The organism is Pseudonocardia ailaonensis (assembly GCF_039531635.1).
GTDB classification, from domain to species: domain Bacteria; phylum Actinomycetota; class Actinomycetes; order Mycobacteriales; family Pseudonocardiaceae; genus Pseudonocardia; species Pseudonocardia ailaonensis.
In genome coordinates this window covers 384,330-397,069 of the sequence record NZ_BAAAQK010000009.1, presented here as the reverse complement: position 1 = coordinate 397,069, position 12,740 = coordinate 384,330, and the positions used below count along the sequence as shown (strand labels likewise).

Sequence of the window (12,740 nt, the reverse complement as noted above, 5' to 3'; positions counted from 1 at the left end):
AGCGCCGGGCCGGTGAGACCCGGCGCCCACCGTGTCAGACGACCTCGTTGAGCTTCCCGGTGGCGACGTCGAAGACGAAGCCTCGCACCGAGTCCTTGTTCGGGACGAAGGGGTTGGCCTTGATCCGGGCGATGGACTGGCGGACGTCCTCGTCGAGGTCCGGGAAGGCCTCGGCCGACCACTGGGGCTTGATGCCGGTGTCGTCCTGATGGACTTCTTGAAGCCGTCGTCGGTGAAGGTGAGCATCCCGCAGTCCGTGTGGTGGATCAGGATGATCTCTTGCGTCCCGAGCAGGCGCTGGCTGATGGCGAGCGAGCGGATCTCGTCGTCCGTGACCACGCCGCCGGCGTTGCGGATGACGTGGGCTTCGGACGGGAAGGTCAGGGGCGAGTTGACACTCACGCTGCGCGTCGGTCTTGCGGCGTTCGGTCGCTGCGCGCCGGTCCCTCGATGAAGCTCGTGCCGATGACGAGGGCCCGCGGTCGCCATGATCGTCAGGGAGCGCCGTGACGTCGGTCGTGAATTCCGCGCCGGGTCCTCACGCTGGGCTGGATGGACCGGGCGATCACAGCGGACCGGTTGGGCCGCAACGGGGTTGGGGAGCACAGCGTCCGCGCGGACCTCATGGACGTAGTGTGTGAGCTCGCGAGAAAGCGTATTCGCGACGTGGCGCCGATTCTGGCCGCGCTCACTGCGACCGGCGCGGCCGCAGTGATGGTTGGCCGCCGTCGATGGTGGTCCCTGGTACTTGTCCGTTCATGCTCTTGACACGTGATCGGGCGCCGGGTTGAGTTCGGAGCGTCCATCCAGAGCGGCCGAGAGTCCCGGCTCGTCGACGCCGCAGCAACCCGCACAGGCGCAGGGTGCTTCCGCCGGGTTCGATGGGAGCGCCGCCTCGATGTCCCTGATCCCCACGCCGCGCACCCCTGTGCCCGCGCTGCCACCCGCGGTCGAGATCGTCGTGGTCGGCGGTGGGGTGATGGGAGCGGCCACCGCCTGGCAGCTGGCCCGGCGCGGGCACGAGGTGCTTCTCCTGGAGCAGTTCGGGCCGGGTCACGATCGCGGTGCCTCGCACGGTACGTCGCGCATCTACCGGCTGACCTATTCGGACCCCCGCTATGTCCGGCTGGCGGCGGAGGCCCTGGAGCTGTGGCGGGAGCTGGAACACGAGACCGGCGCCGGGTTGCTCACGTTCACCGGCGGTGTCGACCACGGGGATCCGGACTCCACTGGGCCGCTGGCGGCGAGCCTGGCCGCGCACGGCATCGCCTACGAGTGGCTGGACCCGCAGGAGGCGGCTGAGCGCTGGCCGGGGCGGGTGTTCGAGGGTCGGGTGCTCCACCAGCCGGACCGCTCCGGCAGGGTGCACGCCGACCAGGCCGTCGCGGCGTTCGGCGCCGCTGCGGTCGGGTGGGGCGCGGTGGTCCGCCACCGCGTCGCCGTCGAGGCCTTGGAGATCGGTGGGGACGACCGGGTCGACGTCCGGACCACCGCGGGGACGGTGCGGGCGCGCCGGGTCGTCGTGACCGCCGGCGCGTGGTCGGCCGGGCTCACGGCGGGGTTGATCCCGTTGCCTGCGTTGCGGGTGACGCAGGAGCGGCCGGTGCACGTCGTCCGCCGTCCGGGAGTTCCGTCGGGACCGACCTTCATCCATCACGTCACGGACGGCTGGCCGAGTTCGGTGTACGGGCTGGCGGCGCCGGACGGGCGGGTGAAGCTCGGTTTCCACGGTGTCGGAAGGCTCCGGGACCCGGATGCGGCCCCGCCTCCTGCCGACGCTCGCACCGCCCGGCTCCTGCTCGACTACATCGACCGCTATCTGCCCGGGCTCGACGGGTCCACCGCGGAGACGGTGGAGTGCACGTACACCTCGACCCCGGACGCGGAGTTCGCCCTCGTTGCGCAAGGGCCGCTGACCGTCGGGGCGGGGTTCTCCGGTCACGGCTTCAAGTTCGCCCCCGCGATCGGCCGGGTCCTGGCCGACATGGCCACCGACGCCACCGCGGTTTCCCCCGTGGGACCCCGGTGACTCGGCTCCTCATGCTCTGCTGCGAACCTCGGCCCACCGTCCCGGCCTGATCGCGCTCAGGGCTCGCCCGTGATGCCGAGCTCATGGGCGAGCGCACGCTCGGCCCAGTTCTCCGCACCTACGGACCTTGTCCGGACGTTTCCGCTGGTCGGGACATCGGTGAGCGGACACCCGGTGCGCTTGACACCGGATCGGGCGGCGAGGTTCAGTGGAGGGGGAATCCATCCAGAGCGGCCGAGAGTCCCGGCTCGAGGACGCCGCAGCAACCCGCAGATCACTGCCGGGTGCTCCTGCCGGGGACGATGGGAGAAGGCCGTGCGTGTCCCGTGCTCCACTGAGGGTCTCGTGTCCCGCACGCGGCGTCGGCACGTGGACTTCTGCCGCACCGGCGCCGCGCTCTGTCGGTGACGTCGTCCGAGACCGCGAGCACCTGACTCCGCGGTCTCACCGCCGTCCTGTTCCTGCGTGTCGTCGGAGTGCCGCCGTGCCTGTCCCGCCCTTCCCCGTCGTCGCCACCAGACGGACCGACCTCGCTGATCGTCTCCTCGCGTCCCTCGAACGGCTCGTCGAGCATCACGACGTCCGATCCACGGGGGACGGTGACGCCGATCGTGCACTCGAGGCAGCCGAAGCTGAGTACCGCAGGACCGCAGGCAGTCGTACCGGAGCTGGAGCGGCTCGTGTCCTTGATGGCATGTCGCTTACGTGACGGCACCGGGCCTCAAGGAGGACCTCCACGGCTACCTGCGGACGGCACGGGAGGCCGTCGTCTGGAAGCTGGAGGGTCTGTCCGGCTACGACGTCCGGCGACCGCTCGTCCCCACGGGCACCACTCTGCTCGGGATCGTCAAGCACCTCGCCACCGTGGAGTGGGGCCATTTCGGTGCGGCCTTCGGTCGTCCCGATCCGCCGTCCCTGCCCTGGACCGCGGAGAATTCCGAGCCCGACGCCGACATGTGGGCAACCGAGGACGAGAGCCGCTCCGACCTGATCGAGCTGTACCGGCGAGTGTGTGCGGCCTCCGACCTCGTGATCGTCGGCAATGACCTGGACGCCGTCGGCGAGGTGCCGTGGTGGCCGGCGCCGATGAGGACGGTCACGCTGCAGCACATGCTGATCCACACCATCGCCGAGGTGAACCGTCATGCCGGGCACGCCGACATCGTCCGGGAGCTCGTCGACGGGGCGGTGGGTTACCGGGACGGGCTGTCCCTGATCACCCGTGAGGGAGAGGCCGCGCGGCGTCGGCATCGGGAGCGGCTCGAGGCGATCGCCCGCACGAGTCCTCCGCCGTCCGTAGGCAAACCGATCGACGCTCTGTCCGTCGACTGTGCAGGATCGCCTGCATGGCCGACGAGCGCGACGCCGACATCCCCGACGTGATCGCATCCGAGCTCCGGCTCCTGGAGCACGAGGTCCGGGCCTCGCCCGCCGCGCTCCGGGAGCTCTTGGATCCGGAGTTCCACGAGTTCGGGGCCTCCGGCCGGGTATGGGACCTGGGTTCGATCCTCACGTTCATGGGGAGCCCCGACGACCACAAGGAGCCCCCGGAGATCGACCGGATCCGAGGTGTCCGACTGGCCGACGACGTCGTGCTCCTGACCTATCGCAGCCGACGACGGGATCTGACCGTGCTGCGAAGCTCGGTCTGGCGGCGTCGTGACGGTGGCTGGCGGGTGTTCTTCCACCAGGGCACCGTCCAGCCACTCCACCTATCCGAGTCCTGAGAACACGGGCCGTCTCGGTTGCTGAGGCCGCGGAGACTGTGGCGGTTGGGTGTCTCTCCACGCCCGGGGTGCCCTACGCCTGCCCGGCGAGGGCCCCGGCGGGGATGCGGAGCTGGACGAAGCGGGTCTGCTTGCGGAGCCGGAAGCCCAGGGACAGGTAGAGCCGGATCGCGGTGGTGTTGGAGGCGGCCGCGTGCATGAACGGGGTCTCGCCCCGGTCTCGGATGCCCGCGGCCACGGCGTGCACCAGGCGGGTCGCGAGGCCCTGCCCCCGGTGGGCTGCATCCGTGCAGACCGCGCTGATCTCGGTCCAGCCCGGCGGGTGCAGGCGCTCCCCGGCCATCGCGATCAGCTCGCCGTTCCGCCGGATTCCCAGGTAGGTCCCGAGCTCGACGGTGCGGGGCAGGAAGGGGCCCGGCCTGGTCCGGGCCACGAGGGCCAGCATCTCCGGGACGTCCGCGGCACCGAGCGGGACCGCCTCGGCGTCCGGGGCCGCGGCGATGCCGTCGTCCACGAGCTGGACTCCCGTGCCGTCCATGACGATGTCCCAGCCCGGCGGCGTCGCGCCGCGCAGGCCGGAGAGCGCGACCTCCGCACCGGGGCCGAAGAACTCGGCCAGATCGCGCCAGGTGCCGTCGTCCGGGGCGTCGGGCAGGCTGACGAACGGCGACATGTCCCGCGGGTAGCGCAGCACCTGCCCGTGCCGCTCGGCGAAGTGCGCGTGCGGCCCGAGGAGGGCGGCGCGGGCGGGGTTGTCCAAGACGTCCTCGGACATGGTCCTCATTCCTGGTGTGCCGGCACCGGGCGCCGAGACCGTCCCGGCGCCCGATGCCGTGTGGATCAGCTGTTGGTGATGGGCAGGCCGGGCGGGTTGACCTCGGCCTTGGCCACCGACTCGTTGCCCAGGCCCCAGGCGTCGATCCAGGCCTTGTACTGGCCGTTCTGGATCAGGTAGTTGATCGCCTCGGCCACCGGCTCCGCGAGGCCGCTGTCCTTCTTGGTGGTGGCGGCGATCAGGCCCTGCAGGCTCGCGCCGGCGCCGGAGAAGGTGCCCGCGTTGCGCAGCGGGCTCGGGGTCTTCGCGGTCTGGGCGACCTGGTAGGCGACCGCCGGGTTCGGGGTGAAGTAGGCGTCGATCTTCCCCGAGCTGACGGCGAGGTTCGCGCTGGCGTTGTCCGCGTAAGTCTTGACGTCGAGGACCTGCCCCTCGGCCTTCAGCTTGTTCTGCCACTCCAGGAGGATCTTCTCCTGGTTGGTGCCCGAGCCGACGGCGATCGTCTTGCCGGCGAGGACGTGGTAGTCGCCGGTGAAGTTCCAGGTGCTGGTGCCGAGCGCCTCGAAGCCGAGGTTGTCCTCGCGGTAGCTCGCGAAGTCGTACTTGAGCTTGCGCTGCTCGGTCACCGTGATGTTCGAGAAGCCGATGTCGTTCTTGGAGCTGTCCAGCCCGACGAAGAGGTTCTCCCACGTCGAGTTGTTGAACTTCGGCTGCAGCCCGAGCACCCCGGCGACGAGGCGGGCCAGGTCCGGCTCGGATCCGGTGAGCGTCTGCTGGTCGGTGCCGACATAGCCGATCGGCGGGGAACCGGCGGGCAGCAGGCCCAGTCCCACGGTCAGGGATCCGGAGTCCCGGACCGCCTGGGGCAGCTTGGCCCGGATCGAGTCGACGACCGGCACCGTGATGGGGGTCTCCTTGGCGATGCCGTTCGACACCGCCCCGACGGTGATGGTGGCCGGTCCGCCGTCGCCGCTGCCGCCCGCGGCGGTGGACGCGCCGCCACCGCAGGCCGCGAGCAGCGCGCCCGAGGTGAGGAGGGCGATGCCGGCGGCGGCGGCCCTGGCGATCCGGTAGCGGGATCTGGACATGGTTCTCTCCTGGTGGGATGGGTGGTGCGAGAAGCTCGGGGTCCTCAGAGGACCTTGCTGAGGAAGTCCTTGGTGCGGGGGTGGGTCGGGTGGTCGAGGACCTCCGCGGGGGTGCCCTGTTCCACGATCCGGCCGGCGTCGAGGAACACGACGAGGTCGGCGACCTCGCGGGCGAACCCGATCTCGTGGGTGACGACGACGAGCGTCGTCCCGGTGCTGGCGAGGTCCTTGATGACGGACAGCACCTCGCCGACGAGCTCGGGGTCCAGTGCGGAGGTGGGCTCGTCGAAGAGGATCACGCCGGGTTCGAGCGCGAGGGCCCGCGCGATGGCGACCCGCTGCTGCTGGCCTCCGGAGAGCTGGCGAGGATAGGCGTCCGCCTTGTCCTCGAGGCCCACGCTGGCCAGCAGCTCGAGACCGCGTTCCCGTGCCGCGGCGCGGGAGAGCCGGCCGGCCGCGACGGGCCCGACGGCGACGTTGTCCAGCACGGTGAGGTGCGGGAACAGGTTGAAGTTCTGGAAGACGAAGCCGATCCGGGTGCGCTGGGCGAGGATCGCCTTCTCGCTGAGCTCCTTGAGCCGGTCGCCCTGGTGCCGCACGCCGATCGGCTCGCCGGCCACGCTGACGTAGCCGTGGTCGAGCGTCTCGAGGTGGTTGATCGCGCGCAGCAGCGTCGACTTCCCCGAGCCGGACGGGCCGAGGATCACCGCCACCTGGCCGGGAGCGATGGTGAGGTCGATGCCGGCGAGCACATGGTTCGCGCCGTAGGACTTGTGCGCCCCGTGGATCTGCACGGCTGCGGGTTTGGCGCTGTCCCCGCCCACGGCGGTCACCCCGGTTCCCTGTTCGGTTTCCTGCTCGGCGGCCTCGCGGTCGGTCCCCAGGCTCATCGGAACGCTCCTTCCCGGAAGCGCGCCGGGAGATCCCGGACGGCGCCGCGCAGCTTCTGCAGGGGTGTCGGCGGCAGGGTGCGCAGGGCGCCGCGCGAGTAGTGCCGCTCGACGTAGAACTGCACAACCGAGACGATGCTGGTGAGGATGACGTACCAGACCGTCGCCACGAGCAGCAGCGGCACGATGTCCCCGGAATAGGTGCTGCCGAGGTTCTGCGCCGTGCCAAAGAGATCCAGCAGGGAGACGTAGAAGACCAGCGACGTGCTCTTGATCAGCCCGATGACCAGGTTGACGTAGGAGGGCACGATGGCGCGCAGTGCCTGCGGGAAGACGATCCGCCGGAACTGGTACCCCCGCGGGATCCCGAGCGCCGACGCGGCCTCGTGCTGCCCCTGGTCGACCGACAGGATCCCGGACCGGACGACCTCCGCGGAGTACGCCGACTCGTTGAGGGTCAGCCCGACGATCGCGATCACCATGTCCGTTCCGAGCGTGGTCACCCCGAAGGTGAGGAATGCCGGTCCGAACGGGATGCCGAGGCTCAGCGACTTGTACAGCGCGGAGAAGTTGTAGAGGAACAGCAGCACCACGATCAGCGGGACCGAGCGGAACAGCCAGATGTACGCCCAGCTCACCGCCTGCAGCACCGGGTTGCGCGACAGCCGCATCAGGGCGAGGACGATCCCGCCGAGCAGGCCGAGCACGGCGCTCCAGGCGGCCACTTCGAGCGTGACCAGCAGCCCCTGCAGGATGACCGGCCGGAAGAACCAGTACTGGAACCGGTCCCACTGGTAGAAGGGGTTCGTGACCAGCCCGTGCACGACCTGGGCGAGCACCACCAGCACGACGACGGTGATGATCCATCTGCCGGGCCGGCGCAGCGGGATCACGCGTTGTGCGGCACCGGGCCCGGGGCCCGCCGCAGGCGCGGCGGAGGTGGGCGGCTGGGGGCCCTGCTGCGTGGTCGTCGGCGTTCTCCCTGTGGGGGACACGGTGCGGCTCCAGCGGTGGGTTCGGGCACACGGAACGACCCCGGATCGGGGGACGATCGAGGGCGGACCGGGCCGATCGGCGGGGAAGGACGACGAGGGCCGGGAAAGGTGTTCTCGGTGGGCGCGGCTCAGAGCCGACAGAGGGCGCTGTTGACGCGCTGCAGGTCGATGTGCCGACGGCTCGATGCGAGGGGACGGCCGTACCGGCGCCAGTCCACCATCGATCGAGCCGTGTGCATCGCCTGTCACCGTTCCGCCCCGAAGGGCCTCGCGCCTTACCGGTTCCGCGACGGGCGCAGCTCCGGTCGGGTCGTCACCTGGGGCACCCCACCGCGGCGCGAGGGTTGCCGGTCAGCAAGCCAGGGCTTGTCGCTGACACTCATGACCTGTCGCGACGGACGCTACGTCGCACGATCGTGAAATGTCAACGAAATGTGACCGGCAGGGAATGCGGCAGCCGGTGTCCGGACAATTGGGTGCGATTCCCGGAAATGCGCCTCGTATTCGTGTGCGTGCGTGGGGGCCTGGGCGGGTGAGAAATTCCCCACCGCCGATCGGCGGCGCCGATCAGCCCCCCGTGGTGAGCGAGCCCGCCAGCTCCCAGGTCCGGCGCCGGTCCTCGGGACCGTGGAGGTCGGTCTGGGTCAGCACGATCTCGTCCACCCCGGCGTCGCGGTAGCGGCGCAGCCCCGCCGCCACGGCAGCCGCATCTCCGATCAGGGCGAGATCCGCGGCGCGGGAGGCGCCCTCCTCGGCGACGACCTTCGCGTAGGAGGGCACGTTGTCGTAGAACCCCATCTGGTCCGCGGCGGCGCCGCGCACGGCGTCGGGATCCTCGGTGACGACGGCGGCGACCAGGGCCACGACCCGCGGCGCCGGCCGGCCCGCGGCCCGGGCGGCGCCGGCGAGCGCCGGGATGATCCGGTTCTCCAACGTCCGGGGCCCGGCGAGGAAGGGGAGGATGCCGTCGGCGAGCTCGCCGCTGGCCCGCAGCGCTTGAGGACCCATGGCCGCGACCAGCACCGGCACCGGCGCGGCGCCGGGCAGCGGGCCACCGCGTTCGGGCGTGACGGCCGTGACCAGCTCACCGCGGAAGTCCGTGCGTCCGGTCGCGACGGCGGGCCCGATCGCGGCGAGGAACTCGCGCAGCCGGGCGACCGGACGTTCGAACGCCACCCCGAACGGCTCCTCGATCAGGAACTTGGCGCCGATCGCGAGGCCGAGGCGGAACCGGCCCTCGGTGGCGGCCTGCGCGGTCACCGCGTTCGCACCGAGCACCAGCGGGTGCCGGCCGAAGACGGGGACGGCGCTGGTGCCCACGGCGAGCCCGGGGACCTCGCGGCCGACCAGGGCCGCGAGGGTCACCGCGTCGTAGTCGAACCGCTGGCCGAACCACGCCGAGCGCAGTCCCGCCGCGGCGGCGTCGCGTGCCTGGTCGACGACGGCGTCGACGTAGTTGGCGGTCCGGGCCGGATCCGTGCTCGCCGCGAGGGCGACTCCGATGTCCATCGTCGTTCAGCCCGTCGCCGCGGGCAGCGCGCCCTGGTCACGGCCCGGGTTGCGGGGCAGGGCGGGCAGGCCGAGGTTGTCCCGCAACGTGGTCCCGGTGTAGTCCTCGCGCAGCGATCCGCGCTCCTGCAGGAGCGGTACGACCTTGTCGACGAACTCGTCGAGGCCCGTCGGGACCAGGTGCGAGCCGATGATCAGGCCGTCGGAGCCGTCGTTCTGCACGAAGGAGTCGATCTGCTCGGCGACCTGTGCCGGGGTGCCGACCAACGGCCCGCGCTCGAACTGGTCCACGACGAGCTCGCGCAGAGTCAGCTTCTTCGCCTCGGCGATCTCGCGCCACGCGGCGACCGTGGCGAACCGGTCCTGGTGCACGAGTGCGCGGCCCTGGATGAACGGCGGGGCGTCCGGGTCCGGGTCGATGTCGGGCAGCGGGCCCTCGGGATCGTAGGCGGAGAGGTCGCGGTTCCAGATCTGCTCGAGCAGGATCAGCGCCGTCTTGCCGTTGACCTGCTGGTTGCGGACCTCGCGGTACAGCTCCTGCGCCTCAGCCTCGGTGTCGCCGAGCACGAAGCTGGCGGACGGGAGGATCTTGATGTCGTCCGGGTGGCGGCCGAACTTCACCGCTCGGGACTTCACGTCCTTATAGAACTCGGCGGCCTCGGGCAGCGACCCGTACGGCGAGAAGATCGCGTCCGAGCGGGACGCGGCGAAGTCGCGGCCCTCCGGGGACACACCGGCCTGCAGGATCACCGGCCGCCCCTGGGGGCTGCGCGGCACGGTGAAGCGGCCGTGGATGTCGAGCTGGTTGCCCTGCACGCGGAACGCTCCCGCGTCCGGCCGGGTCAGGAACCGACCCGTGGCCGGGTCCGCGGCGATGTCCGCGTCGTCCCAGGAGTCCCAGAGCGTGCGGAGGGCGTCGATCACCTCGGCGGCGCGCTCGTAGCGCTCGGAGCGCTGCAGGAACCCACCCCGGCGGAAGTTCCGGCCGGTGAAGGCGTCGAACGAGGTCACGACGTTCCATGCCGCGCGGCCACCGGAGAGGTGGTCGAGGCTCGCGAGCTGGCGGGCCAGCTCGTAGGGCTCGTTGAAGGTGGCGTTGATCGTTCCGGCGAGCCCGAGGTGGGTGGTGACGGCGGCGAGCGAAGCGAGGACGGGCAGGGTGTCCGGCCGCCCGACGATGTCCTGGTCGAACACCTTGCCGGCGCGCTCGCGCAGCGCGAGGCCCTCGGCGAGGAAGAAGAAGTCGAACTTGCCCCGTTCCGCGGTGCGGGCGGTGTGCTCGAAGGACGAGAAGTCGATCTGGCTGCCGGCCTCGGGGTGCCACCAGGCGGTGTGGTGGTTCACCCCGCCGAGGTAGGCGCCGAGGATGACCTGCTTCTTGCGCGTCATGACGGGTGCCCTCTCAGACGGCCGCGTAGCGGTTCGGGACGGTGGTGGGCAGGCCCAGGCGTTCGCGCAGGGTGGCGCCCGCGGACTCCCGGTGGAGGCCGCGCCTCGTGAGCTCGGGGACGAGGTCGTCGACGATCGCGGTGAGGTCGTCCGTCGCGACGGCCGGGCGCAGCCGCACCCCGTGGTAGCCCAGCTCGGCCCAGGACCCGATCAGGTCGGCGGCCTCGGCGGCGGAGCCCGCGAACACCGTGGTGTCCGATGTGTACGCCTCGCCCGCGACCCCCTCCAGCCGGCTGCGCCGCTCCTGCCCGGTCTCGCCGCCCGCGTCGAGGAAGACGACGAGATCGGCGTAGACCTGAAGCGGCTCACCGGTTCTGCCCACGTCGGACGACGCCTGCGCGATGTCGGTGAGGATCTCCGCGGCGGTCCCGGCGAACCCGGGGGTGACGAACACGAGATCGGCGCCCCGCGCCGCCAGCAGGTACGGCTCGCGCCGGTGTGCCAGCGCGGTCACGAGGGGCTGGCCCTGGGGTGGCCGCGGCACGATCGACGGGCCGCGGACGCTGAAGAAGCGGCCCTCGAAGTCGACGGTGTGCACCTTGTCGCGGTCGATGAACCGCCTGGTCTCGACGTCGCGGATCTCGGCGTCGTCCTCCCAGCTGTCCCAGAGCCGCCGGACGACGTCGACCACGTCCGCGGCCTCGTCGAACAGGTCGGCGAAGGCGGCGGGCAGGCCGTCGGTGAGGTCCGCGGCGGCGACCGGCGCGATCTGCCGGCGCCCGAAGTGTTCGGCCTCCAGGGCCCGGCCGGACACCTTGACCTGCCAGCCGGCCCGGCCGAGCGAGGTGTGGTCCAGGGTCGCGACCGCCTTCGACACGTGGAAGGGCTCGGTGTGGGTCACCGTCACCGTCGGGACCAGGCCGATGCGGTGGGTCAGCGGGGCGAGCAGCGAGGCGACGAGGAGCGCGTCGAGCCGGCCGCGGACCTCGTCGAGCCGCTCGTCGGCGTGGAACGGGTCGTGGGACTGCAGGGCCAGGCTGTCCTCGACGGTCAGCAGGTCGAGCCCGCCTTGCTCGGCGGTGCGGGCCAGGTCGGCCCAGTAGCGCGGGGTGAACAGCTCCCGCGGGTGGGAGCCCGGCTCGCGCCAGGCGGCGGGGTGCCAGCCGGCACCGTCGAGCGCGACGGCGAGGTGCAAATTCTCGGGCATGCTCGGCCCCCTCAGGACGCGACGCGCTCGGACCAGGCCGGCCGGCGCGCGGTGAACGTGGCGAAGTCGGTGGTGGCGGTGAACGCCGGCAGCTCGTGGAGATCGCGGGCGTACGCACGGACGGCCGGGTGCCCCTCGAGCCCGGGGGCGTGGCGGGCCAGGTGTACCCAGAGCCGCACGTCCGCCTCGGTGAGCTGCTCGCCCACCAGGAACCGCCGGCCGGTGAGCCGGGCCTCCAGCCGGTCGAGCAGCTCGGTGGGGAGTCCCTGGCCGAGGGTGGGCACGAGGTCCCCGTCGAGCTCCTCGATCTCGGCGCGGAGCTCCTCGGGGTAGGTGTCGGTGCCGTTGTCCCACTGGCGGAACCGGGTCGCGAGGTCGATCCCGATCGTCGGGTAGTCGTTGCTGACGACCCGGCCGGTCTCGCGGTCCCACAGGGTCGGCACCGAGATGTGGCCGTCGAAACCGGGCTCGGTGGCCTCGTACGCCTCGCGGAGCAGGGTGAAGCCGTTGACGGGATCAGGGCCGTGGGTCTCGCGGAAGGCCCAGCCTCGTCCGTCCCGAGAGTCATCCACATAGGACACCGAGACGACGTCCTCCAGGCCGTGTAGCGCATGCTCCAGCGTGACCCGCTGCGACCAGGGGCAGAACCAGCCGGCGTAGAGGTGGTAGCGGCCGGGCTCGGCGCGGAAGCCGCTCGAGCCGTCCTCGGTGATCCGGCCGGTGAAGCGGTAGAGCGGGCGGTCGTCGCCGGGACGGCGGACGATGCGGTACTCGCCGTGGACCGTGGGATCGGCGGGCGAGGCGTAGCGGGGTGCGGTCATGGGTGTCCCTCTGTGACGTGCGGAGGCGCTCGCGGGTTCGGGCAGAGCTCACCCGGGAAGAGGGCGGGGAGCCGGCGTCAGGGTCGACAGAAGCCGGGAGGGGAGCCGAGCCCGTCCAGCCAGCGTCGCGCGACGAGCACGCGTGCCGGACCGGGCATCTCTCACTCCTCCTGGGGCGAACCTCCACCCACACAACCAGACCGGCACCGGACCGGCCAGCGTGAACCACAGCACAGCGAGCGCGGGAATAGGGGAGTCGTTGGTTGCCCGGCGCTCCGGAGCGGGCCGACTCGTATGCGTTCGCTCCGAG

Annotated in this window: 12 protein-coding genes, 1 pseudogene and 3 riboswitches; of the genes and pseudogenes, 3 read left to right on the top strand and 10 right to left on the bottom strand. The window is 71.5% G+C overall.

Annotation, left to right across the window (positions count from 1 at the left end):
• Positions 1-34: 34 nt before the first annotated feature.
• A pseudogene (locus tag ABD324_RS17730) lies at positions 35-489 on the bottom strand (beta-class carbonic anhydrase).
• Positions 490-799: 310 nt separating this feature from the next.
• Positions 800-888, top strand: a riboswitch (SAM riboswitch).
• 10 nt (positions 889-898) lie between these two features.
• Between ABD324_RS17730 and ABD324_RS17725 the strand changes: the two are divergent.
• From ABD324_RS17725 to ABD324_RS17715, 3 genes are all read left to right on the top strand, one after another.
• Positions 899-2,029 carry an FAD-dependent oxidoreductase gene (locus ABD324_RS17725; protein WP_344418008.1) on the top strand — a complete coding sequence of 377 codons (1,131 nt, stop codon included), beginning with the start codon at positions 899-901 and terminating at the stop codon, positions 2,027-2,029.
• A 218-nt stretch (positions 2,030-2,247) separates the two neighbouring features.
• Positions 2,248-2,338: riboswitch (SAM riboswitch) on the top strand.
• A gap of 396 nt (positions 2,339-2,734) precedes the next feature.
• Positions 2,735-3,412: a DinB family protein gene (locus tag ABD324_RS17720; protein ID WP_344418006.1), complete on the top strand. Its 678-nt coding sequence runs from the start codon at positions 2,735-2,737 to the stop codon at positions 3,410-3,412.
• The gene (locus ABD324_RS17715; RefSeq protein ID WP_344418004.1) at positions 3,376-3,756 is read left to right on the top strand and encodes a nuclear transport factor 2 family protein; all 381 of its coding nucleotides are present in this window, start codon (positions 3,376-3,378) and stop codon (positions 3,754-3,756) included. The genes ABD324_RS17720 and ABD324_RS17715 overlap by 37 nt, the downstream gene beginning before the upstream one ends.
• A 73-nt stretch (positions 3,757-3,829) precedes the next feature.
• Here the strand turns inward: ABD324_RS17715 and ABD324_RS17710 are convergent, their stop codons facing one another.
• From ABD324_RS17710 to ABD324_RS17675, 9 genes are all read right to left on the bottom strand, one after another.
• Positions 3,830-4,531: a GNAT family N-acetyltransferase gene (locus ABD324_RS17710; protein WP_344418001.1), complete on the bottom strand. Its 702-nt coding sequence runs from the start codon at positions 4,529-4,531 to the stop codon at positions 3,830-3,832.
• 65 nt (positions 4,532-4,596) lie between these two features.
• Positions 4,597-5,619: a transporter substrate-binding domain-containing protein gene (locus ABD324_RS17705; protein ID WP_344417999.1), complete on the bottom strand. Its 1,023-nt coding sequence runs from the start codon at positions 5,617-5,619 to the stop codon at positions 4,597-4,599.
• 44 nt (positions 5,620-5,663) lie between these two features.
• Positions 5,664-6,509, bottom strand: coding sequence for an amino acid ABC transporter ATP-binding protein (locus tag ABD324_RS17700; RefSeq protein WP_344417997.1), 846 nt, complete (start codon positions 6,507-6,509; stop codon positions 5,664-5,666).
• Entirely contained in the window at positions 6,506-7,504 is a 999-nt protein-coding gene (locus ABD324_RS17695) for an amino acid ABC transporter permease (RefSeq protein ID WP_344417995.1), read from the bottom strand. The genes ABD324_RS17700 and ABD324_RS17695 overlap by 4 nt, the downstream gene beginning before the upstream one ends.
• 128 nt (positions 7,505-7,632) lie before the next feature.
• The gene (locus ABD324_RS37290) at positions 7,633-7,725 is read right to left on the bottom strand and encodes a putative leader peptide (RefSeq protein ID WP_425565866.1); all 93 of its coding nucleotides are present in this window, start codon (positions 7,723-7,725) and stop codon (positions 7,633-7,635) included.
• Between the two features lie 44 nt (positions 7,726-7,769).
• Positions 7,770-7,891: riboswitch (SAM riboswitch) on the bottom strand.
• A gap of 180 nt (positions 7,892-8,071) precedes the next feature.
• Complete coding sequence (locus tag ABD324_RS17690; RefSeq protein ID WP_344417993.1) at positions 8,072-9,013, bottom strand: TIGR03564 family F420-dependent LLM class oxidoreductase; 942 nt, start codon at positions 9,011-9,013, stop codon at positions 8,072-8,074.
• A 6-nt stretch (positions 9,014-9,019) separates the two neighbouring features.
• Positions 9,020-10,402 (bottom strand): NtaA/DmoA family FMN-dependent monooxygenase, encoded by a 1,383-nt coding sequence (locus tag ABD324_RS17685; protein WP_344417990.1) that lies wholly within the window; start codon positions 10,400-10,402, stop codon positions 9,020-9,022.
• 13 nt (positions 10,403-10,415) lie between these two features.
• Positions 10,416-11,609 (bottom strand): LLM class flavin-dependent oxidoreductase, encoded by a 1,194-nt coding sequence (locus tag ABD324_RS17680; RefSeq protein ID WP_344417988.1) that lies wholly within the window; start codon positions 11,607-11,609, stop codon positions 10,416-10,418.
• An 11-nt stretch (positions 11,610-11,620) separates the two neighbouring features.
• Complete coding sequence (locus tag ABD324_RS17675; RefSeq protein ID WP_344417986.1) at positions 11,621-12,430, bottom strand: glutathione S-transferase C-terminal domain-containing protein; 810 nt, start codon at positions 12,428-12,430, stop codon at positions 11,621-11,623.
• Positions 12,431-12,740 lie beyond the last annotated feature (310 nt).